At 67.7% G+C, this 22,831-nt stretch carries 17 protein-coding genes and 1 pseudogene; 6 read left to right on the forward strand and 12 right to left on the reverse strand.

Annotated features, from left to right (window positions below):
* Positions 1-9: 9 nt before the first annotated feature.
* Genes AC0IZS_RS28255 through AC0IZS_RS28270 form a run of 4 tightly spaced genes read right to left on the reverse strand, consistent with a single transcriptional unit; the run spans position 10 to position 5,667 of the window.
* Positions 10-1,650, reverse strand: coding sequence for an ABC transporter ATP-binding protein (locus AC0IZS_RS28255; protein ID WP_471638721.1), 1,641 nt, complete (start codon positions 1,648-1,650; stop codon positions 10-12).
* Positions 1,647-2,729 (reverse strand): ABC transporter permease, encoded by a 1,083-nt coding sequence (locus AC0IZS_RS28260; RefSeq protein WP_471638722.1) that lies wholly within the window; start codon positions 2,727-2,729, stop codon positions 1,647-1,649. The genes AC0IZS_RS28255 and AC0IZS_RS28260 overlap by 4 nt, the downstream gene beginning before the upstream one ends.
* A gap of 39 nt (positions 2,730-2,768) precedes the next feature.
* A complete protein-coding gene (locus AC0IZS_RS28265) occupies positions 2,769-3,803 on the reverse strand; it encodes a microcin C ABC transporter permease YejB (protein WP_471638723.1) in 1,035 nt (344 codons plus the stop codon).
* A gap of 52 nt (positions 3,804-3,855) precedes the next feature.
* Positions 3,856-5,667, reverse strand: a complete 1,812-nt coding sequence (locus AC0IZS_RS28270) for an extracellular solute-binding protein (RefSeq protein WP_471638724.1) — start codon at positions 5,665-5,667, stop codon at positions 3,856-3,858.
* Between the two features lie 128 nt (positions 5,668-5,795).
* Between AC0IZS_RS28270 and fabI the strand changes: the two genes are divergently transcribed.
* Positions 5,796-6,587, forward strand: coding sequence for an enoyl-ACP reductase FabI (gene fabI / locus AC0IZS_RS28275; RefSeq protein WP_471638725.1), 792 nt, complete (start codon positions 5,796-5,798; stop codon positions 6,585-6,587).
* Positions 6,588-7,406: 819 nt separating this feature from the next.
* On the opposite strand, the gene AC0IZS_RS28280 is transcribed toward fabI, so the two are convergent.
* The 7 genes and pseudogenes from AC0IZS_RS28280 to AC0IZS_RS28310 all read right to left on the reverse strand — a co-directional run bounded on the left by AC0IZS_RS28280 (position 7,407) and on the right by AC0IZS_RS28310 (position 15,284).
* Complete coding sequence (locus AC0IZS_RS28280; protein ID WP_007857964.1) at positions 7,407-8,072, reverse strand: methionine ABC transporter permease; 666 nt, start codon at positions 8,070-8,072, stop codon at positions 7,407-7,409.
* Positions 8,073-8,085: 13 nt separating this feature from the next.
* Positions 8,086-9,141, reverse strand: coding sequence for a methionine ABC transporter ATP-binding protein (locus AC0IZS_RS28285; RefSeq protein ID WP_471638726.1), 1,056 nt, complete (start codon positions 9,139-9,141; stop codon positions 8,086-8,088).
* Between the two features lie 157 nt (positions 9,142-9,298).
* Entirely contained in the window at positions 9,299-10,774 is a 1,476-nt protein-coding gene (locus AC0IZS_RS28290; RefSeq protein WP_471638727.1) for a GGDEF domain-containing protein, read from the reverse strand.
* 159 nt (positions 10,775-10,933) lie between these two features.
* Positions 10,934-12,122: pseudogene (locus AC0IZS_RS28295) on the reverse strand (MFS transporter).
* Positions 12,123-12,224: 102 nt separating this feature from the next.
* On the reverse strand, positions 12,225-13,178 hold the full coding sequence (locus tag AC0IZS_RS28300; RefSeq protein WP_471639588.1) for an ABC transporter substrate-binding protein: 954 nt from the start codon (positions 13,176-13,178) through the stop codon (positions 12,225-12,227).
* Positions 13,179-13,323: 145 nt separating this feature from the next.
* Entirely contained in the window at positions 13,324-14,466 is a 1,143-nt protein-coding gene (locus tag AC0IZS_RS28305) for an acyl-CoA dehydrogenase family protein (protein ID WP_471638728.1), read from the reverse strand.
* The gene (locus AC0IZS_RS28310; protein ID WP_471638729.1) at positions 14,463-15,284 is read right to left on the reverse strand and encodes a class II aldolase/adducin family protein; all 822 of its coding nucleotides are present in this window, start codon (positions 15,282-15,284) and stop codon (positions 14,463-14,465) included. Before AC0IZS_RS28310 ends, AC0IZS_RS28305 begins: the two co-directional genes overlap by 4 nt.
* Before the next feature lie 221 nt (positions 15,285-15,505).
* Here AC0IZS_RS28310 and AC0IZS_RS28315 point away from each other — a divergent pair, with 221 nt between their 5' ends.
* On the forward strand, positions 15,506-16,528 hold the full coding sequence (locus AC0IZS_RS28315; protein WP_471638730.1) for an ABC transporter substrate-binding protein: 1,023 nt from the start codon (positions 15,506-15,508) through the stop codon (positions 16,526-16,528).
* Between the two features lie 65 nt (positions 16,529-16,593).
* On the opposite strand, the gene AC0IZS_RS28320 is transcribed toward AC0IZS_RS28315, so the two are convergent.
* Positions 16,594-17,700, reverse strand: coding sequence for an LLM class flavin-dependent oxidoreductase (locus AC0IZS_RS28320; RefSeq protein WP_471638731.1), 1,107 nt, complete (start codon positions 17,698-17,700; stop codon positions 16,594-16,596).
* Between the two features lie 140 nt (positions 17,701-17,840).
* Here AC0IZS_RS28320 and AC0IZS_RS28325 point away from each other — a divergent pair, with 140 nt between their 5' ends.
* From AC0IZS_RS28325 to AC0IZS_RS28340, 4 genes are all read left to right on the forward strand, one after another.
* Positions 17,841-18,815, forward strand: a complete 975-nt coding sequence (locus AC0IZS_RS28325) for a LysR family transcriptional regulator (protein ID WP_471638732.1) — start codon at positions 17,841-17,843, stop codon at positions 18,813-18,815.
* 111 nt (positions 18,816-18,926) lie between these two features.
* Positions 18,927-20,546, forward strand: coding sequence for an AMP-binding protein (locus tag AC0IZS_RS28330; RefSeq protein WP_471638733.1), 1,620 nt, complete (start codon positions 18,927-18,929; stop codon positions 20,544-20,546).
* Positions 20,547-20,561: 15 nt separating this feature from the next.
* Positions 20,562-21,776 (forward strand): acyl-CoA dehydrogenase family protein, encoded by a 1,215-nt coding sequence (locus tag AC0IZS_RS28335; protein WP_471638734.1) that lies wholly within the window; start codon positions 20,562-20,564, stop codon positions 21,774-21,776.
* A gap of 49 nt (positions 21,777-21,825) precedes the next feature.
* Positions 21,826-22,830 carry a Bug family tripartite tricarboxylate transporter substrate binding protein gene (locus AC0IZS_RS28340; RefSeq protein WP_471638735.1) on the forward strand — a complete coding sequence of 335 codons (1,005 nt, stop codon included), beginning with the start codon at positions 21,826-21,828 and terminating at the stop codon, positions 22,828-22,830.
* Position 22,831: the final 1 nt, after the last annotated feature.

Below are 22,831 nucleotides of genomic sequence, written 5' to 3' on the forward strand. Positions count from 1 at the left end.
AGGTGTGGCTCAGTCCAGCCCGGCGGACTCCACGAGGCGCTGCGTGTAGGGGTGCTGGGGCGCGTCGAGCACCTGGCCCACGGGGCCGCTTTCGAGCACGTTGCCGTCCTTCATCACCAGCACCTCGTGCGCCATGGCGCGGATAACCTGCACGTCGTGGGTGATGAGCAGGTAGCTCAGGCCCTTTTCCTTCTGCAGGCGCTGCAGCAGCCTGAGCACCTGCTGCTGGATGGTGACGTCGAGCGCGCTGGTGGGCTCGTCGAGCACCAGCAATTGGGGCTGCACGATGAGGGCGCGCGCAATGGCCAGGCGCTGGCGCTGGCCGCCCGAGAATTCATGCGGGTAGCGCGCCAGCAGGCCGGGGAACTGCGCCTCGGTCAGGCCGACCTCGGCCAGCGCGGCCTCCACGCGGGTGCGGCGCTCGGCCACGCTGAGCGTGGGCTCGTGTACGCGCATGCCCTCGCCCACGATCTCTTCCACCGTGAGGCGTGGCGACAGCGAGGAGAACGGGTCCTGGAACACCACCTGCACCTTGCGGCGCAGTTGCTGGTTGGCCGGCGAATTGCGCACGGCCGGCGCCTGCCAGCCCTGCCCCGCCACCTGCAGCGACCCGCCAAAGGGCAGCAGCCCCAGGATGGCCTGGGCCAGGGTGGACTTGCCCGAGCCCGATTCACCCACCACCCCGAGCGTGCGGCCGGGTGGCAGCGCCAGGCTGGCGCCCTGCACAGCCACGAACTCGCCTTTCTTGAACCAACCACGCAAGCCAGGCAGCGGCGTGGGGTAGACCACGCGCAGGTCACTGGCCTGCAGCACGGGCGGCGTGCCCGGTGCGGGCGCGGCCTCGGTCACGTCACGCTGGGGCTGGCTTTGCATCAGCTTGCGGGTGTAGGCATGCTGGGGCGCACCGAACACCTCGGCCACGCTGCCCTGCTCCACCAGCACGCCCTGCTCCATGACCGCAACCCGGTCGGCAAAGCGGCGCACCAGGTTCAGGTCATGGGTGATGAGCAGCACGGCCATGCCGGTCTGGCGCTGCAGGTCACTGAGCAGGTCCAGGATCTGCCCGCGCAGGGTCACGTCGAGCGCAGTGGTGGGCTCGTCGGCCAGCAGCAGCTGCGGCTCGCTGGCCAGGGCCATGGCGATCATGGCGCGCTGGCGCTGCCCGCCCGAAAGCTGGTGCGGAAAGCTGTTGGCCCGACGCGCGGGCTCCGGGATGCCGGTCTTGGCCAGCAGCTCGATGGCGGCCTGCGCGCACTGCGCACCCGTGAGACCCTTCTTGAGCTGCAGGATTTCGGCAATCTGCTGGCCTATGGTCATCAGCGGGTTCAGCGCCGTCATGGGCTCCTGGAAGACCATGGCGATCTCGCCGCCGCGCACGCCGCGCATCTCGCGCTCGCTCAGCGCCAGCAGGTCGCGCCCGCGCAGCAGCGCCTGGCCGCTGACCCGCGCATCGCCGGCCAGGCGCAGCAGGCTGAGCGCCGTGATGGTCTTGCCCGAGCCCGATTCGCCCACCAGGGCGAGCTTTTCGCCGGGGGCGATGCTGAAGCTGGCGCCGCTCACCACTTCCTTGGCGCCGAAGTGGACGTGCAGGTCGCGCACGTCGAGCAATGGGCCGGTATGGGCTGCGCCCGTCACAGAAGCTGCGTTCATTTGTCGGCCTTGCGGGGGTCCAGGGCGTCGCGCAGCGCATCACCCATGAAGGTCAGCAGCAGCAGGGTGATCACCAGCACGGCAAAGGTGCTCAGCGAGATCCACCAGGCGTCGATGCTGCTCTTGCCCTGGTTGAGCAGCTCGCCCAGGCTGGGCGTGCCGGTCGGCACGCCCAGGCCCAGGAAGTCGAGCGAGGTGAGCAGCAGGATGGCCGCGCTCATGCGAAACGGCAGGAAGGTGACCACCGGCGTCAGGCTGTTGGGCAGGATGTGGCGCCAGATGATCTGGCCATTGCTGACGCCCAGGGCGCGCGCGGCCTTCACGTAGTCGAGCTGGCGGTTGCGCAGGAACTCGGCCCGCACATAGTCCGACAGGCCCATCCAGCCGAACAGGGAAAGCAGAATGAGCAGCAAGGAGATGCTGGGCGCAAACAGCGCGCTGAAGATGATGATCAGGTACAGCTCGGGCATGGAGCCCCAGATCTCGATGAAGCGCTGGAAGGCCAGGTCCGTCTTGCCGCCGAAAAAGCCCTGGATGGCCCCGGTGATCACCCCCAGCACCGTGCCGATGAAGGTCAGGGCCAGGCCGAACAGCACGCTTACGCGAAAGCCATAGAGCAACTGGGCCACCATGTCACGCCCGCGGTCGTCCGTGCCCAGCCAGTTGTCCAGGGTGGGTGCCGAGGGGTTGGGCGCCTTGGCAAAGTAGTTGAGCGTGTTCGGCCCGTAGGGATTGATGGTGTACAGCGCCCAGTTGTCGCCCGCGCTCAGGCGCTGCTGGATGAAGGGATCGAGGTAGTCCGTGGGGGTCTCGAAATCACCGCCAAAGGTCTTCTCGGGGTAGACCTTGAACATGGGGAAATAGGTCTGCCCTTCATAGCGCACGATGAGCGGCCGATCATTGCTGACCAACTCGGCACCGAGGCTGATGAGCACCAGCAGGCTGAAGATGACCAGGCTCCAGAAGCCCAGGCGGTTGCGCTTGAAGCGCATCCAGGCCCGGCGCGAGGGCGAGAGGGAGGCGGCGGCGGGAGCGGCCGGCGTTGCAGGAATGGCAGGACTGGAGGACGGTGCGTTCATGCGGTCGGTCATCAGTCAATCAATCAGTCAATCAGTCATTCAATCAAACTTCACGCGCGGATCCACCCACACGTAGCACAGGTCGCTGACGAGCTTGGTGACCAGCCCGATCAGGGTGAAGAGGTACAGCGTGCCCAGCACCACGGGGTAATCGCGGCGGATCACGCTCTCGTAGCTGAGCAGGCCCAGGCCATCGAGCGAGAACAGGGTTTCGATGAGCAGCGAGCCCGCAAAGAAGGCGCCGATGAAGGCCGCCGGAAACCCCGTGACGATGGGGATTAGCGCGTTGCGAAACACATGCTTCCACAGCACCTGCCGCTCCGACAGGCCCTTGGCCCGCGCCGTCAGCACATACTGCTTGCGGATCTCTTCGAGGAAGGCGTTCTTGGTGAGCATGGCCGTCACCGCAAAGCTGCCCGCCACCATGGCCGTCACCGGCAGCGTGATGTGCCACAGGTAGTCCACGATGCGCGCGCCCCAGCTCAGTTGCTCCCAGTTGGAGGACACCAGCCCGCGCAGCGGGAACCACTGCAACTGCCCGCCAAAGATCACCAGCAGCGCCACGCCCAGCACGAAGCCCGGTATGGCATAGCCCACCAGGATGAGCAGCGTGGTCACCAGGTCGAAGCGCGAGCCCGCACGCACCGCCTTGGCCACCCCGAGCGGCACGGCCACCAAGTAGCTGATGAAGAAGGTCCACAACCCCAGGCTGATGGAGACGGGCAGCTTCTCCTTGACCAGCTCCCACACGTTCTTGTTCTGGAAGAAGCTCTTGCCCAGGTCGAAGCGTGCGAACTGGCCCAGCATGATGATGAAGCGCTCGTGTGCCGGTTTGTCGAAGCCGTAGAGCGCCTTGATCTGTTCAATCCGCTTGGGGTCCACACCCTGGTCGCCGCGGTAGGTCATGCCGACCCCTTCGGCTCCCCGCCCCTTGCCTGCCGCCGTGCGCGCTTCGGCCAGGTACTGCTCCACGGGGCCGCCGGGCACGAACTGGATCACCGCAAAAGTAATCAGCAGCACGCCCAGCAAGGTGGGCAGCATGAGCAGCAGGCGTTTGGCGATGTAGGCAAGCATGGCGTGTGGCTGGGCTCCAGTGGTCAGGGCTGCATCGGGGACGGCCTGGCCATCATGGCTTGAGGCTCCACCAGGAGAACATCAACCACTCCTCTGCCTTGGCATAGGGTGGCATGGGCTCCTTGTAGGCCAGGCGCTGCTGGTTGTACACCACGCGGTGGCTGGACAGGCTCCACTGCGGGATCAGGTAGTGGCTGTGCATGATCACCCGGTCCAGCGCGCGGCAGGCGGGCAGCAGTTCGGCCTTGCTGTTGGCACGGGTCAGTGCGGCCACGATGGCATCCACGGCCGGGCTCTTCGCACCCGTGTAGTTGTTGCCGCCCTCCACGTCGGCACGCTTGCTGCCGAAGTATTCCTGCATCTCCTGGCCCGGGTTGTAGCTGCCCGGGTAGTTCAGGGTGATCATGTCGAATTCGAACTTGTCCATGCGCTGCTGGTACAGGGCATAGTCCACTGCCGTGAAGCGCAGGGTGATGCCGAGCTTTTCGAGGTTGCGCGTCCAGGGCGCGAGGCCCCGGGCACCGCCCTCGCGGCTGTCCATGTATTCGATGACCATGGGATCGCCCTTGGCGTTGCGCAGGGCGCCATCGCGGTAGGTCCAGCCGGCGTCGGCCAGCAACTGGCGGGCGCGGCGCAGGTTCTCGCGCAGCGAGTGGCCCTCGCCCTCCGTGACCGGCGGCTGGTACATGGGGCCAAACACGGCATCGGGCAGCTTGCCGCGCCAGGGTTCCAGCAGCTTGAGCTCCTCGGGCCCGGGCGTGCCGGTGGCCTGGCAGTCGGTGTTGCCGAACAGGTCGGTCACGCGCGGGTAACCGCCGTAGAACATCTGGCGGTTCATCCAGTCGTAGTCGATGGCCAGGCCCAGCGCCTCGCGCACGCGCGGGTCTTTGAGCATGGGCCGGCGGGTGTTGATCACGTAGCTCTGAAAGCCCGCAGGCAGGCGGTGCTTCATGTCCTTCTTGACCAGCACGCCCTGCCTGAACAGCTTGCCGTCGATGCGGCGCGCCCAGTCGCCCGCCGAATAGACGGTCATGAAATCGAATTCGCCAGCCTTCACCGCCTCCAGTCGGGCGGTGTTGTCCTTGTAGATCTTGACGGTGATGCCGTCGAAGTTGTATGCGCCCTTGTTCACGTTCAGGTGGCTGCCCCAGTACTTGGGGTCGCGCACATAGGTGATGTCGCGCCCGAACGCCACCGGCCCGATGCGGTAGGGGCCGCTGCCGACGGGGATGTCGGTCACGATCTCATCGAAGCGCTTGGTCTTGCCATCGGCCTGGCGGCCCCAGGCCCGGCTGAAGATCGGCACGCTGCCCACGGTGAGCGGCAGCTCCCGGTTGGGCTGCTTGAAACGAAAGCGCACGGTGCGCTTGTCCAGCACATCCACACCGGCCACTTCCTGCAGCAGGCTGGCATAGCTGGGCGAGGCATAGGGGCCGATGAGGGTCTCGTAGCTGTACTTGACGTCGGCCGCCTCCACCGGGGCGCCATCATGGAAGCGCGCTTCGGCCCTCAGGCGAAAGGTGGCACTCAAGCGGTCCTCGGCCACGTCCACGTTCTCGGCCAGCAGGCCGTAGGCGGACGCGGTCTCGTCCATGGAGGCGGTGAGCAGGGTCTCGAAGATCAGCTCCAGCAGGTAGGCCGGCTGCGAGCCTTTCAGCGTGAAGGGGTTGTACTTGTCGAACGTCGAGAACCGCAGGTTGCTCACCATGCGCAGCTCGCCCCCCTTTGGTGCATCGGGGTTCACGTAGTCGAAGTGGGCAAAGCCGGGCGGGTACTTGAGGTCGCCCCACAGTGCATAGCCATGCGCAGCCCAGGCCGGTGCCGTGCAACAACCCATCAGTAAAAAAGTGAGCCAAAACCGCATGCGACAATTCTGCACTACGTTCGGCCGGCTCTGCTGCGGATGGCGCATATCCATACGCGGTGATTACCCCCGGCCCTTCATTGCCATTTTTACTATTCATTCCCCCCAATTCCACAGGAGAACGAACCATGGGTTTTCTGACCGGCAAGAAACTGCTCATCACGGGCGTGCTGTCCAACCGCTCCATCGCCTACGGCATCGCCCGGGCCTGCCACGCACAGGGTGCAGAACTTGCCTTCAGCTACGTGGGCGACCGCTTCAAGGACCGCATCACCGACTTCGCGGCCGAGTTCGACTCCAAGCTGATCTTTGACTGCGACGTGGGCAGCGACGAACAGATCGACCGCATGTTCGCTGACCTGGCCCAGGTCTGGCCAAAGTTCGACGGCTTTGTACACAGCATCGGCTTTGCCCCCCGCGAAGCCATCGCCGGCGACTTTCTGGAAGGCCTGTCGCGCGAGTCGTTCCGCATTGCGCACGACATCAGCGCCTACAGCTTCCCGGCCATGGCCAAGGCGGCCCTGCCCTACCTCAACGAAAAATCGTCGCTGATCACGCTGAGCTACCTGGGCGCGCTGCGGACCATCCCCAACTACAACACCATGGGCCTGGCCAAGGCCAGCCTGGAAGCCAGCGTGCGCTACCTGGCCGAGGCGCTGGGCCCCAAGGGCATGCGTGTGAATGGCATCAGCGCCGGGCCGATCAAGACGCTGGCTGCGAGCGGGATCAAGGATTTTGGCAAGCTGCTGTCGATGGTGGCGGACTCTTCTCCATTGCGCCGCAATGTGACCATTGAGGACGTGGGCAATGTGGCGGCGTTTTTGCTGTCGGACCTGGCCAGCGGCATGACGGCCGAGATCACGTATGTGGATGGTGGGTTCAGCCAGACGGCTGGGGTTAGCCGGGATACCGTGGGCTGATTTTCTTGATTGTCTTGAAGCTTCGCGGCTCTTTGGCTGTGGGTGCTTCAGTTGTAGGTTGAAGGACGGAGGCCGGGGTGTGCGCCCGGCGGCGCACCTACCTTCTTTTGCTTCGCCAAAAGAACGTAGGCCAAGAAAAGGCGACCCCGCTGCCCGTGTCCCCCTCGCACTGCGTACGAGGGGGCAGCCTGCGATGCTCGAAGCTGGGGTGCGCCTCGCAACTCGCTACGTTCTTCGAACTCCGCTCAGACATCTGCGGCGAGTCAGATGACGAAGCGCGTGTGTCCTGCGGCACACGCGCCACCCCAGCTTCTGCGCTTCTCGGCACGGTCAGAAGGGGGTGGGAACGGGCTCCACACGGGCCATCGCTTCGCTCGGCGTGTGGCCCTTCGCTACGCTCGGCTCGCCAGAGCGATCGCCCAGCGCGTCGGCAGCGCGCATCGCGCGCGTCCCCGACCATAGGCGCAGCTGCGAAGCAGCAGCCGTGGGGACCCCGCTCCCCACCCCTGCTGGCTGCGCCGAGAAGCGCAGGAACTGGGGTGGGCGTGTGTGCCGAAGGACACACACGCTTCGTCCTCTAGCTTGCCGCAGCTGTTTGAGCGGAGTTCGAAGAACGCAGCGAGTTCTGCGGCACCACCCCAGTTCCGAGCATCGCAGGTTGCCCCCATCGCCCACCGGGCGATGGGGGACGCAGACTGGGGGTCGCCTTCTCTTTGGTGACTTTCTCTTGGCGACGCAAGAGAAAGTTACTGCGCCGCCGGGCGCACATCCCGGCCTCCGCCCTCAACACAAACCACAGAAGCAACCACAGTCAACCAATCAACGATGGCTCAGCCGACGCACAGCCCAATCCCCAAGGCTCTGCACCGCCTGCACAAAGAAAATCAACACCAGCACCACCGCCAGCATGATCTCCGGCAGGAACCGCTGGTACCCATACCGGATCCCCAGATCCCCTAGGCCCCCGCCACCAATCGCCCCAGCCATCGCCGAGTAACCAGTCAAGCTGACGAAGGTAATGGTCAGCCCAGCGACGATGCCAGGCAAAGCCTCCGGCAACAGCACCTTCCAGACGATCTGGCTGGTCGTCGCCCCCATGGCCTGGGCCGCCTCGACCAGCCCATGGTCGACCTCGCGCAACGCAGCCTCCACCAGGCGCGCGACGAAGGGCGCAGCGGCAATGGTCAGCGGCACCACGGCCGCCGCCGTGCCGATGGACGAGCCCGTGATGAAGCGCGTGAACGGGATGATGGCCACCAGCAAGATGATGAAGGGCGTGGAGCGCACGGCATTCACCAGCCAGCCCACGAGCTTGTTGACGGGGCCGTTCTGCAGCACGCCACCATGGTCCGTGAGGCGCAAAAACACGCCCAGCGGCACGCCGATGAGACCGCCCACAAGGCCCGAGATGCCCACCATGATGAGCGTTTCCCACAGCGACGAGGCAAAGAGTTCCAGCATGGCCGGAGTGAAATGGTCGAACATTGCGCGTGCCCCCTCAGGTTTCAATCGTGACTTCTTCGACCGCGACGCCGCCAGCGCGCAGGTGCTCCACCGCGCCGCGCAAGCGCGCGGGCTCGCCGCTGGCGTAGACAGCCAGCGAGCCGAAGGTCTCGTCCTGGATCTCGTCGACCTGGCCGTGCAGAATGCTCATGTCCACGCCGAACTCGCGGATCAGCTGCGACAGGATGGGCTGGTAGGCGCTGTCACCCGAATACGACAGGCGCAAAAGCCGGCCTGTGTTGCCGGGTGCCGTGGCAGCCAGTTGGCCGGTGAGCTTGCGCACGTGGTCGAGCACGCTGGCAGGCAGCTCCTGCGGCAGTATCTCGTCGATCAGGCTCTTGGTGATGGCCTGCTGGGGGCGCGTGAACACCTCCAGCACGCGGCCCTGCTCCACGATGCGGCCGGCCTCGATCACGGCCACGCGGTCGGCCACCTGCTTGATGACCTGCATCTGGTGGGTGATGAGCACCACCGTGAGGCCCAGCTCGCGGTTCACCTGGCGCAGCAGCTCGAGGATGGAGCGCGTGGTCTCGGGGTCCAGCGCCGAGGTGGCCTCGTCCGAGAGCAGCACCTTGGGCCGGCTGGCCAGCGCGCGCGCAATGCCCACGCGCTGCTTTTGCCCGCCGCTGATCTGCGCCGGGTAGCGGTTGGCCAGGGCCGACAGGCCCACCAGCTCCAGCAGCGGGTTCACGCGCTCGCGGATGGCGGCCTTGTCCATGCCCGCCAGCTCCAGAGGCAACGCAGCGTTGTCGAACACCGTGCGCGAGGACAGCAGGTTGAAATGCTGGAACACCATGCCGATGTCGCGCCGCGCCTCGCGCAGTTGCGCGTCACCGAGCTTGGTGAGGTCACGCCCATTGACGATGACCTCGCCCTGCGTGGGCCGGTTGAGCAGGTTGATGACCCGCACCAGCGAGCTCTTGCCGGCACCGCTCTTGCCGATGATGCCGAAGACCTCGCCCGGGTGGATGTGCAGGTCGATGCCCCGAAGGGCTTCCACCGGGCCTTGTGGGCCTGGGTAAATCTGGGTGATACCCCGTAAGTCGATCATGAAAAGTACAAAAGGCCGCCCCGCGCCTGTGGCACCGGTCCGGCCCTGGTTGGAAAGGATAAGGGAATGTACTATTGCAACATAAAGAAACCAACTATCAATAAATCAAGTAATAAGACATCAAAGTTATTTGGAAGCATCGACCGCCGCGCGCGCACTACGGCACGGCGGTCGCAGCGGGCAGGGATTCGCCGCCGCTGATCACCACCCGATTGCGTCCCGATTGCTTGGCAAGGTACAGCGCCGCATCCGCGGCTGAAAGAAAAGCATCCAGCGTCACCGGCACATCCGGCGCATGCGCCACCCCGATGCTGACCGTGGAGATCAATGGCGTTCCGTCCTCCAGCAGGGTGGAGTGCGCGGCACAGGCGACGCAGATGCGCTGGGCAATCGCCTGGGCCACTGCAGCAGAGACGTCGGGCAACAGCACCGCAAATTCCTCGCCTCCCAGGCGGCCCAGCACGTCGGTGTCACGCAGGCAGCGGTTGACCAGTTGTGCAAAATCCGCCAGCACCAGATCACCAGCCGCATGCCCGTACACGTCGTTGACCCTCTTGAAGTGGTCGATATCGAGCATCAGCGCTGAAAACTCCCGCTGGCGGCCTGCCGTGGCGCGGAACAGCGCCTCGGCCTGGTCGATGAAACCCGCCCGGTTGAACACCCCGGTCAGGCGGTCGTGCGTGGCAGCGTGCTGCAATTGCCGCAGCAGTTCGTTGCGCGCCGCCATGACGCTGGCCACCGCCAGCGGTGCCAGCACCATCAACGCCACGCCGATGCGAAACGACTGCAGTTCGTATTGCCCGCCGAAGTCCGACCCCAGGTGCAGGTAGCCCACCGATACCGCCATCAGCGTCCACACGCTGCACAGCAATGTGAGCAACGCAGTCACGAACAGGCTGTAGGTCAGGGCACACCACAGCAGGCCAGGCACCAGGTACGAGACGGCACCCGGTCCACTGATGACCATGCCCAGCGCCCCGCCCAGGAACAGACTCAACGCCGGCGCCAGTTTCAGCAGATCCAGGCGCAGCACGAACTCGCGGTGCCGTTGGTCGCGCTGAGGACGGCGCCACGCCGGCATGGTCAGTATCACGGGCAGGATCACCAGGTAATCGACGAGCTCCGCCGTGAACCAGATCAGCATGCCGTCAGCGCGCGATCCATGGAAGAGCAGCGGGTTGATCACCATGCCCACCAGGCCCGCAGTCAGCGAGGCCATGGCCACGATCACGATGAGGTAGACCACCGACAGGGGCTGCAGCAGGCGCCGGTGGCCAAGGGGTATGCGTGAGAAAAGCAGGTAGCCCACGATGACGCCGGCCATGTTGGCCAGTGTCAGCCAGGCCACCTTGGGCCAGGTGCCACCCATGACCACGTCGGCGAGTATGAAACCGGCGGCCGCGCCGCACCAGGCCAGCACGGAGGTCGGCCGCAGCCGGCGCACCAGCGCACCGAGCAACACCGCATTCGCGGGCCAGAACGCCGCCAGCGCCCCGGCGGGGCGGGTCAGGATGCCCAGCAGGGCAAACCCGAAAACCAGGCTACCGAGCAACAGCGCATCCAGCGCAGACTCTTTGGCGAGCGCAGGCCACGCCGGGACTGCGCCGGGGGGAGGTACGGGTTCCTCTGTCATGGGCACCTCACGGCCGCAAGGTCCCGCACCATGCGGGACCCCGCCTGACCGTTTCCTTTATATCGGTGAACCGGCAGGCTGCGGGCCCGCGCATACCCTCTTGCTTCCAAGCCAGGGGCCGGGCAGGCACCAGAGCCCTGCGGGCCGGAGCAAGGGCCGCTATGCAGCGACAGCCACCACCCGACCCTGCACCCTGCGCGCGACCAGCACACCCAGCACCACCACGCCCACGGCGGCCATCGAGAACACCTGTGCGATCCAGCCCCGGTCCACACTGGCCGCCACGGTCAGCACACCGAGCGACTGGCCCAGGAACAGCAGGCAGGCGAACAGCGTTACGGCCGTGCCCCGCGCCTCCGGCGCCATCTGCGTGGCCTGCACCTGCAAGGTGTTGTGCAGCATGTAGAAGCCCAGGCCTGCACAGAAGCAGCCCAGCACCGCCAGGTGCACTACGGGCGCCCAGGCCAGCAGCAGCAGGCCCGTGCCGATCATCACGGCGCCCAGCAGTGCCAGGCCCTTCTCGCCCAGCAGGGCCAGCCAGCGGCGCGCCATCAGGCTGTAGACCAAGCCACCCACGCCATACAGCACCATCACGCCACCGGCAGCAGAGGCCGACAGACCGAAACCGTCGACCATGCGCGCCGGCACGAAGGCCATGGTGCCAAAGCCCAGGGCCCCCTCCACTGCCACGATGGCCAGCACCCAGCGCACGCGGGGCATGCGCAGCAGGCGCCCCGTGGTGGCCAGGTAGGCTGGCAGCGAGAACGCAGCCGGCTCGGCCGGATGGTCACCCGCCGCTCCAGCACCCGCCACCGTGGCACGCATCTGGCGCAGCAGCAGGGTGGCAGCCATGAGGAACAGCACAGACAGCACGGCAAACGCCCAGCGCCAGCCCAGAAGCCTCCACCGCGAAGCCGCCGAACCACTGTCCCGCCATCATCCCCGACACGGTGGCCACCATGAGCCGGGCCAGCGTTTCCTGGCGCTGCTCATAAGCCACACTGTCGCCGATCCAGGCCATGGACAAAGGGATGATGCCCGCCGCCGCCGCGCCCATGAACGCGCGCGAGACCACCAGCACCGGCAGGGTCGGCGCCAGCGCCGTGACGGCACTGAAGACCGCGCAGGCAAAAGTGGCGCCGATGATCACGCGCACCTTGCCAAAGCGGTCACCCAGCGGACCGTAAAAGAGCTGGAGCACGCCGTAGGCGACCGCGAACGCGGCGATCACCGCCGATGCATCGCCGGTGGTGACATGGAACTCCTGGGACAGGGTGACCAGCATCGGATCGCACACGCGCATGGATGCCATGCTGGAGAAGGCCGCCACGCTGATCAGGCGCAGCATCGTCGAGGAAGAATGCATAGGCACCGATTGTGCGGTGCAGCGCGCCAGGCTGCAGGCAGCGGGTCAAATGCCCTGGCGCGCGGGGCCCGGGGCCCGGGGCAATCAAGCCTTTGCTGTATTGAACCGCGTGTCGAAGGTGCCCCGCACGTCCAGCCGCTGCTTGAGGAGCCCTGCCGCCAGGTAGAAATCGGCCGTGCGCTGCTGGTCGGCCAGCACCTGGGCATCGATGTCCTGCCAGCGCGTGGCGCGGCGCTCGAACTGCAATTGCGCCGCATCGGCCGGAATGCCGATGATGCGCGCCAGCGACTGGCCAAAGGGCTTGGCGTTCTGGTAGGACCAGACCTGGGCGCGCACCACGCGCTCCTTGAAGTCCTGCAGCACGGCGGTCTTTTCGGCCAGGGCCACCTCGGTGGCGGCCAGGTAGCTCAGCCCGGTCCACAGCCCGCGCCCGTTGACCAGCACGCGCGCGTGGCCGCTGGTCTCGGCCAGCGCGGTGTAGGGCTCCCAGGTGGCCCAGGCATCCACCGAGCCCTGCGTCAACGCGAGCTTGGCGTCCGGCGGCGGGATGAAGCGCAGCTGCACGTCATCGGCCTTGAGGCCTGCCGACTCCAGCACCTTGAGCGTGACGAAGTGGCCGATGGAGCCACGGTTGGTCGCAATGCTCTTGCCCTTGAGGTCGGCCGCGGTCTTGAGCGGCGAATTGGGCGCCACCAGCACCGCCGTGCCATAGGCATCGGAGCGGCTTGCGGCAAAGGCCTTCACACGGCTGCCGGCGGCCAGGGTGAACAGCAGCGGCGCATCGCCGATGGGCCCGAAATCCACAGCATTGGCGTTGAGCGCCTCGGCCAGCGGCGCAGCTGCGGGGAACTCGCTCCACTTGATGTCGTAGGGCAGGTTCTTGAGCTCGCCTGCAGCGTCGAGCAGGGCCTGCAGCCCGCCCTTCTGGTCGCCCGCGCGCAACAGCACGCGGGACTGTGCGTGGGTGAGCACCGGCGACAGAAAGGAACTGGCGGCGACGGAGGCGGTGAGCAGGTGGTTGAATTGGCGGCGCAGCATGGTGGCGTTGGGCAAGAAGTGATCGGGTTGGACAGGCTTCATTGCAGCACCCGCCCCGCGCCAGGCCAACGAAGCCTTGCGTCCATGGATATGCGGTTTTCGCATGCGGCATCCGAGATTGGCGCTCACACAACGCCCCGCCACGTCAGCCCAGCGCAGCCCGGCCCGCCGCCACGTACACGCTGTCATCCTGCGGCGTGTGGATGCGCCCGCACAGCACGTCGCGCAAATGGCGCTCCAGCGGGTTGCGCCGGGCCAGGCCGTGGTTGCTGGTGAGCGACAGGCCGACCTCCACCGCATGCACGGCGTTGTGGGTCACGGTGGACTTGATCAGGCCGCTGTCCACCGACGAGACTGGCACACCGGCATCCACGTCGGCCGCCAGGCCGCGCAGCAGGCGGTCATTGGTGAGCAGCAGCCCTTCCAGCGTGCCCACGGCCTCCTGCACGCGCGGCAGGCTGGCCAGCGGCGCGCCCAGGCTGGCGGGGCTGCGCGTGCGCAGGAAGTCGAGCAGCCATTCGCGCGCAGCCCGTGCCACACCGGTGTAGAGTCTGCCCAGAAGGACCACCATCTCGGCCTGCACGGCGGAGTCACCCCGCGCCCAGTCCTGCGGCAGGCGCAGTTCCAGCGCATGGCTGGCGGGCACCGGCACGCTGTCGAAATGCACATCGTGGCTGCCGCTGGCGCGCAGGCCCAGGTGGTCCCAGGTGGGGTCGATGCGGATGCCGGGCGCCCCTGCCCGCACCAGGAAGGCGCCGGTGCGCGGCGCCTCCTCGTCGGTGCGGGCCCACACCACATACCAGCGCAGGATGGGTGCGCCGGTCGAATAGATCTTGTGCCCGGTGATGCGCCAGCCATCGCCTGCGCGCCGTGCCACGGTGGCCGGCAGGCCGCCGCGCGCGGGCGAGCCCAGCTCGGGCTCCACGCGCAGGGCATTGGCCAGCGAGACCTCGCGCACCGACTCCTGCACCAGTTGGCGCGCCAGCGCCTCGGGCCAGGGCGAACCGGCCCGGCCCATGGCGCGCTGCTGCATGTACTGCATGGTGAGCACCAGCGCGGTGGCCGGGCAGCCCTGGGCCACGGCGCCAACCACCTCGCCCAACTGGGCCAGCGAGGCGCCCTGCCCGCCCAGGTGGCGCGCCCCGGCCAGCGACAGCAGACCGGCCCGCTGCAGTTCGGTGAAATTGCGGTGCGGAAAGCTGCCTTCGCGGTCATGCACGGCAGCGCGCGCGCCGAACTCCACGGCCAGCGTGCGGGCCAGTTGGCCTGCCGTGAGGGGCGCGTTCACTGCAGCACCTCGGGGTGCTCGCGCACCACGATGTCGAACAGGCTCTTGAAGGTGAAGTGCGCCCCGCCCGGCCCGCCGATCTGCGCATGCGTGTGGCGCGCCACTTCGGGCCGGATGGGCCGGGGCACGCCCGCGGCCTCGGCCAGCAGTTGGGTGTGGCAGGCGTTCTCGAGTGCGATGTACCACCAGGCAGCCGCTTCCACCGAAGGGCCGGCCGTCAGAATACCGTGGTTCTGCAGGATCACGGCTTTCTGGTTGCCCAGGGCCTGGCCGATGCGAAAGCCCTCGTCCGTCTCCAGCACCACGCCCGTGAAGTCATCGAACAGCGCATGGTCCTCGTAGAAGATGCACGAGTCCTGCGTCAGCGGGTCGAGCCGGCGGCCCAGCGCTGACCAGGCCTTGCCGTAGGTCGAATGCGTGTGCGCGGCGGCCACGATGTCGGGCCGCGTCTCGTGCAGCGCCGCGTGGATGGCGAACGCCGCCCGGTTCAGCGGACCGTTGCCGACCACGATCTCGCCCTGGGAGTTCACGAGCAACAGGTCCGACACCTTGATCTGCGAGAAATGCAGGCCCAGCGGGTTGACCCAGAAATGGTCCGCCCACTCCGGGTCGCGCGCCGTGATGTGGCCCGCCAGGCCATGGTCGAAGCCATGCTGGGCGAACAGGCGAAAGGCCACGGCCAGGTTCTCCTGCCGGTGGCGGCGCTCGGCCTCCAGCGTGGGGCGTGCGGCCGGCGGGTCGAACCAGTCCTTGCGCTGGGGCGCGGGATTGCGGGCGGGAAGGTTCGGCGACTGCAACAGCGTGGCAGAGGAGGACATCGGGAGGCCTTGTGTCTGGGGAATGTGCTGCCCACCTTAAGGGCCGCCCCCGGCACCGCCAACGAAGAAAAGCGTGTGTACACATTCGGTTTTGGCATGAGGCAGGGCGCATGCTGCGGACCGCTGATTTGCGCATATCGATGCTACGCAATGGTCGTTGGAGCGGGAAAGCGGTTGCCGGAACCTTGGCGTTCCCGCAGAACGACGAAAGGACTTTCTCCATGCCATTGCCAACCACCTCCGGCACCCACCGCCGCACCCTGCTGCGCGCCGGCCTGGGCGCAGCCACCCTGGCCACGCTGGGCGCACCCGCCGTGGCGGCAGGTGCCACCGACCTCTCCAAGGTCACCCTGCGCATCGGCACCTACAAGGGCCTGTGGCGCCCCCTCATCACGGCCAGCGGCCAGGGGCAGACGCCCTACCGTATCGAGTGGCGCGAGCTCAACAACGGCGTGCTGCACATCGAGGCCATCAACGGCGATGCGCTCGACCTGGGCTCGGGCAGCGAGATCCCCGCGCTGTTCGCGGCGCGACAGAATGCCCAGGTGCGCTTTGTCGCCGTGGTGCGCGAGGACCTGAACAACCAGGTCACGCTGGCGCGCAAGGACGCCCCGATCCAGCGCATTGCCGACCTCAAGGGCAAGCGCGTGGGCTATGTGCGGGCCACCACCTCGCACTACTTCCTGAGCCGGCAGCTCGCCGAGGCGGGGCTGTCGTTCGCCGACATCACGCCCGTGAGCCTCACGCCGGCGGACGGCCTCTCGGCGTTTGACCGCGGCGACCTCGATGCCTGGGCGATCTATGGCTACAACGGCCAGCTGGCACGCCTGCGCTATGGCGCACGCTTGATCAAGACCGGGGATGGCTACCTCTCGGGCAATTTCCCGGTCTATGCCAACCCCAGGTCTGTGCAGGACCCGCTCAAACACGCCGCCATCAGCGACTACCTGCAGCGCCTGCGCCGCGCCTACCTCTGGGCCAACGGCAACTACCTGGCCTATGCGCGCGCCCAATCGGAAGAAACGCGCGTGCCCGTGGGCGACCTGATCGAGCTGTGGAACAACCGCAGCACCGACTACGACCTGCGCGCCGTGGACGATGGCGTGGTCAAGGGCCACCAGGCCGTGGCCGATACCTTCCTGAAACTGGGCGTGCTCGACGCACCGGCCCAGGTGGCGCCGCTGTGGGACCGCAGCTTCGGCAGCGCCATCGGCGTCCGGAGCGCAACGCCCTCACCTGCCTGATCGCCATGCACTGCGGCGCACATTCCTTGTGGAGTGCGCGCCGCGGTGCCATGGATCCAGAGGGCTCAGGCCACCTTCAGCTCCAGTTGGCCCGCCGCCTGCCGGTCGCGCTCGGCCACCTTGGCGCGCACCAGCGGCAGCAGCTCACGGCCATAGTCAATCGCGTCGACCAGCGGGTCAAAGCCGCGGATCAGGAAGGTGCTGATGCCCAGATCGTAGTATTTCAGCAGCGCGTCGGCCACCTGCTCGGGCGTGCCCACCAGCGAGGTGGAATTGGAGCGCCCGCCGATCTCGCGTGCGATGGCTGTCCACAGCCGCTCGTCCACCCGGTCGCCCTTGGCGGCGTCGGCCAGCAGGCGCTGGGCACCCTCGCTCTGCTGCGGGCCGATGCCACGCGAGTAGCCTTGCTGCACGCGCAGGCGGCGCGTGTCTTCGAGGATCTGATCGGCACGCACCCAGGCTTCGTCCTCGGTTTTGCCCAGGATGGGGCGGAACGAGATGCTGAACTGCACCTCGCGCCCATGCAGAGTGGCCTCGGCGCGCACGCGGCGCACCAGGTCGCCGGCCTGGGCCAGCGACTCGCCCCACAGGGCGTACACGTCGGCATGCTTGCCCGCCACCTGCAGCGCCGGTGCCGAGGCGCCGCCAAAGTAGATCGGCACATACGGTGCCTGCAACGGCTTGACCTCGGACCAGACGCCCTTGGCGCGGTAGTGGGCGCCCTCGTGGTCGAAGGGCTTGTCGGCCGTCCACACGCGGCGCAGCAGCGCGAGGTACTCGTCGGTGCGGGCATAGCGCTGGTCGTGGTCCAGGAAGTCGCCGTCGCGCTGCTGGTCCTCGTCCGAGCCACCGCTGATGTAGTGCACGGCCAGCCGCCCGCCCGTGTAGTGGTCCAGCGTGGCCAGTTGGCGCGCGGCCAAGGTGGGCGCGACAAAGCCCGGGCGGTGGGCCAGCAGAAAGCCGATCTTTTCGGTGACCGAGGCGGCATAGGCCACGGTGAGCAACGTGTCCGGGCTCGACGCGCTGGCCGGCACCAGGATGCGGTCGAAGCCTGCGTGCTCGTGCGCCTGGGCAAACACGCGCACGTAGGCAGAGTCCACGGCCGGGCCCTTGCGGGCAATGGTTTCAGAGACTTCGTGCGGCTGGATCATGCCGATGAACTGGACGGGCATAGCGGGCTCCTGGTGGTCGAATGGGGACTGCACCCATCATCCAGAGCCCGCTGCGCCCTGCCAACGAAGAAAACCGCGTTTGCAAACTCGGTGGACGCATACCCGGCCGGCCCCATCCGGCCACCGGGTAGAGTCACGCCATGGATCTGCGCACCCTTCGCTACTTCATCGCCGTGCTCGAAGCCGGCAGTCTCTCGCGTGCCGCGGGCTCGCTGTACGTGGCCCAGCCGGCGCTCACCGCACAGATCAAGAAGCTCGAGGCCGAGCTGGGCACGCAGCTGTTCGACCGCTCGCACGCGGGCGTGACGCCCACGCCGGCCGGTCTGCAGCTGTACGAGGACGCGCGCCGCCTGCTCTCGGACGCCGAGGCCGTGCGCGAGCGCATCCAGCGCCTGCCGCAGGGGCCCGAGGGCTCGGTGACGGTGGCAGCGCCCTTCCTGCTGGCCTCGCTGCTGCTCGGGCCGGTGCTGGCCCGCCTCAAGCACAGCCACCCGCGCATCCGCGTGTTCGTGCTCGACGACCTGAGCCTGATGGTGCGCAAGGCCATGCTCGACCGGCGGGCCGACGTGGGCATCCTGGTCGATACGCCGCAGCTCGACAACCTGCGCTGCACGCCGCTGGCGCGCGAGGCCATCTTCGTCTGCGGCCACGATGCCGACGGCACGGTGGCCCCGCTGCTGCGGCCCGCGGCACGGGGTCGCGTGGCGGGAGGCCACCCCGAGATCGACTTCGCCCAGGCCGCCCGGTTGCCGCTGGTGCTGCAGTCGCGCCGCTTCTCGATCCGCCAGAACGTGGAAGAGGCCGCCAGTGCCCTGGGCGTGGCCCTGAATGTGGTGCATGAGCACGACTCGGCGCGCGTGATCCGCTCGCTCTACCAGTGCGGGGCGGGGTTCACCTTCACGCCGGCCTGCTCGCTGGCCGACAGCCCGCACCAGGACCGGCAGGGCTGGATCGTGGCGCGCGTCGTGCGCCCGCTGCTGCCGCGCGCCTATTTCCTGGCGACCGCGGCGGACCGGGTGGTCGATGCCCCTACCCAGGTGGTGATCGACGCGCTGGTACAGGAAACCACGCGACTGGTGCGTGCTGGCACCTGGCAGGCCGAGTTGCTGGTCTGACTTCCAGCACCTCTGGAGGCTGCCCAGGCCGGTGCCATCAATTCTATTGATGGATCGGCATCAGCAAACGGTATTTCCTGTAGCAGGCATTCTTCTGGGACAGTGCCTGGCATGCCATGCCGACACGGACATGGCGCACTGAAGGAGACCCATGCCAGCGCCCGCCCCCACCACCACCGCCCCCCCGTCGCCAACGTCGGCGAACTCGTCTCACGCAGCGCGCGGGCCTTTGCCCGCCAGCTTGCCGTCACCAGCGCCACGCGCAGCCTCACCTATGCCGAGCTGGAGCAGCGCTCCAACCGCCTGGCCAATGCCCTGCGCGGCATGGGCCTGGCACGCGGCGACCGCGTGGGCATCTACCTGCCCAACTGCACCGAGATCGTCGAGATCGAACTGGCCTGCTACAAGGGCGCCTTCACCAAGGCGCCGTTCAACGCCCGCCTGTCGCCCACCGAGGTGGGCGAGATCACCGCCAACAGCGGTGCCGCCGTGATCGTGACCACGGCCGAGCGCGCCGAGTCCTTTCGCCCCCATATCGCGGGCGCCATGCCGCGCCTGCTGCTGCTCGACGGCCCGGCCGACAGCTCGTACGAGGCCGCCCTGGCTCAGGCAAGCGATGCCTTCACGACCGAGCGCGTCACGGCCGACGAGGTGGCGGTGCTGCACTACACCTCGGGCTCCTCGGGCGTGCTCAAGGCAGCCATGCAGACCTTTGGCAACCGGCTGGCGCAGCTGCGCAAGTTCCTGATGCGCGCCGACGGCATGCGCAGCGGCCACCTGCTGGGCCTGGTGGGGCCGGTCACCCATGCCTCGGGCATGCAACTGGTGCCGGCGCTGTGCAGCGGCGTCACGATCCGGCTGTTCTCGGGCTTCGAACCCGGCCGCTTCATCGCCGAGATGCGCGCCGAGCGCGTGACCCACACCTTCATGGTGCCCACCATGATCAACATGCTGCTGGCCGAGCTGGAGGGCCAGTACCGCCCCCTGCCCGACCTGCTGCGCCTGGGCTACGGGGCAGCGCCCATGGCGCCGGCCCGCATCCTGCGCGCCATGGACGTGTTCGGGCCCGTGCTGTCGCAGGGCTATGGCGCGGGCGAAACCACCTCGGGCGTGTGCGGCCTGTCGGTCGAGGACCACCTGTTCGCCCGCGCCGCCCTGCCCGAGCGCCTGGCCTCGTGCGGTCGGCCCTTCCTCGAATCGCTGGTGGAAATCGTGGACGACGCGGGGCAACCCGTGGCCCAGGGCGAGATCGGCGAGATCGTGGTCAGCGGGCCCGACGTCTTCGCCGGCTACTGGCGCGCCCCCGAACTCACGGCCGAGGTGCTCAAGGACGGCCGCTACCACACGGGCGACCTGGCGCGCGCGGACGAGGGCGGCTATGTCTACATCGTGGACCGCAAGAAGGACATGGTGATCAGCGGCGGCTTCAATGTCTACCCCTCGGAGGTTGAGGCGGTGCTCTACCAGCACGAAGCCATTGCCGATGCCTGCGTGTTCGCCATCCCTGACGACAAGTGGGGCGAGGCCGTGGCCGCGCATGTGGTGCTCAAGCCCGGGCGCAACGCGGACGCTGAGGCCATCGCCCGCTTCTGCGCCCCCCTGCTGGGCGGCTTCAAGCGGCCCCGGCACATCGAGTTCGTGCCCTCGCTGCCCAAGAACCCCAACGGCAAGGTGATGCGCAAGGCCATCCAGGCCAGCTACTGGACTGGCCACAGCCGCATGGTGAACTGAACGGAGACAACAGCGATGAAAACCGATTCCATCAATTCCATCCCCGCCCCGCTGTTCAACGTGCCCTTCGAAGGCTCGGAGCGCGCAGCCGGGCTGATTGGCCGCATCAACGAGTTCCTGCACGGAGAACTCGCCGCACTGGCGCGCGAGCATGGCACCGACCACGAGCATGGCGCGGACCGCGCCCTGCTGCAGCAGGTGTGGAAGCGCTCGCACGAGCTGGGCTTCTACGGCATGACCCTGCCCACCGCCATGGGCGGGCTGGGCCTGTCGGTGCTGGACCACGTGCTCATCAAGGAGGCCATCTATGCCAGCGGCTCGCCTTTCGCGCCCCACGTGTTCGGTGAACTGAGCGGCCCGCCGCGTGTCGGCGCGCTGGCCCGCAAGGCGACGCCCTACCAGTTGCAGCAATTCATCACCCCCGTCGCACAGGCCGACAAGGCCATCTGCTTTGCACTGACCGAGGCCGAAGCAGGCTCCGACGCCGGTGCGGTGCAAACGCGCGCGGTGCGGGACGGCGACAGCTTCGTGATCGACGGGCGCAAGCGCTTCATCTCGGGATCGCCGTTTGCCGACTACGCGGTGCTGATGGCCTCCACGGCCAGCGACCCGGCCGAGCGCGAGGTCACGGCCTTCTTCGTCGACCTCAAGGCCCCCGGGGTGCGGGTGGAGACGGGCTACAAGACCATGGCCGGGCAGTCGCACACGGGAGACATCGTGCTTGAAAGCTGCCGCGTGCCCGCTGCCAACCTGATCGGCGAGCCGGGCCGGGGCCTGGCGCTGGCGCTGGGCCGCATCACCGTCAACCGCCTGCTGCACTGCCCGGCCATGCTGGGCTTGGCGCAGCTGGCCGTGCGCGATGCGCGCGACTATGCGCTGCAGCGCCGCCAGTTTGGCCGCGCCATCGGCGACTTCCAGGCCATCCAGCACATGCTGGCCGACATGGCGACCGAGCTGTGCGCGGCCCGTGCGCTGATGCTGGGCACGGCGCGCCAGATCGATGCGGGCAGCGAGGCTCGTGCCGAGGCCTCGATGGCCAAGCTGTTCTGCTCCGAGACGGCGTTTCGCATCGCCGACCGGGCGGTGCAGATCCATGGCGGCGAGGGCATCGTGCAGGGCCGGCGCGTGGAGTTCCTGTTCCGCATGCTGCGCATGTACCGCGTGCTCACGGGCACCAGCGAGATCCAGCGCAACACCATCGCCAAGGAGTTGCTGGCGCCGCAGGCCTGACCTCGCCAGCGAGCGACCGATTCCACTATAAAGACAGGAGACAAAGACCATGACAGCACGCACCTTGCAACGCCGGCAGTTCCTGGGCGGCAGCCTGGCCGCCGCCCTCGTCCCCGCACCCGCCCTGCTCTCGCTGGGCACGGCGCGGGCGGCCGAACCCTGGCCCTCGCGCCCCATCAAGTGGGTCGTGCCCTTCCTCGCAGGCACGGCGCCCGACACCACGGCGCGCATCATCCACGAGGCCGTGGGCCGCGAACTGGGCCAGCCCGTGGTGATCGAGAACCGCGGCGGCGTGGGCGGCAACCTGGGCGCGCGCCAGGTGGCCAAGGCCGCGCCCGACGGCTACACCTGGATCTACTCCAGCGCGCCCATGGCCGCCAGCATGCACATGTACAAGGCGCCGGGCTACGACGCGCTCAAGGACTTTCAGCACGTGATGGGCCTGACCAGCGCGGACATCGTGCTCATCGTCAACGCGGCTTCGGACATCCGCACGCTGGACGACCTGCTCGCCAAGGCGCGCTCCGCGCCTGGCAAGCTCGACTATGCCTCGGGCGGCGTGGGCACACCCTCGCACCTGGGCGTGGAGCTGCTCTTGAGCGCGGTGGACGCGCAGGTCACCCATGTGCCCTACAAGGGCGCGTCGGAGATCGTCAATGCCGTCATGGGCCGGCAGGTCACCTTTGGCGCGCCCATCTTCTCGGTGGCCTATTCCAACATCCAGGCCGGCAAGCTGCGCGCCCTGGCGATTGCCGGCACGCGCCGCAACCCCAAGCTGCCCCAGGTGCCCACGCTGGCCGAACTGGGGGTCCGCGGGGTGGAGCTGACGTCCTGGGGCGGCGTGTCGGTGCCCGCCGGCACGCCCGACCCCATCGTGGCGCGCGTGCGCGCCGCGTTTGAAAAAGCGCTCCGGCAGCCGGCCGTGGTCGCAGCGCTGGAGGAGCAGGGCGGCATGGTCACGCCCCTGGACGCCGATGCCTACAAGCGCAACTTCACCAGGGAGATGCTGCTGACCGAGGCCATGATGAAGAAGGCGCAGATCGAGCCCATGTAGG

Source organism: Acidovorax sp. AC410, from assembly GCF_979253235.1.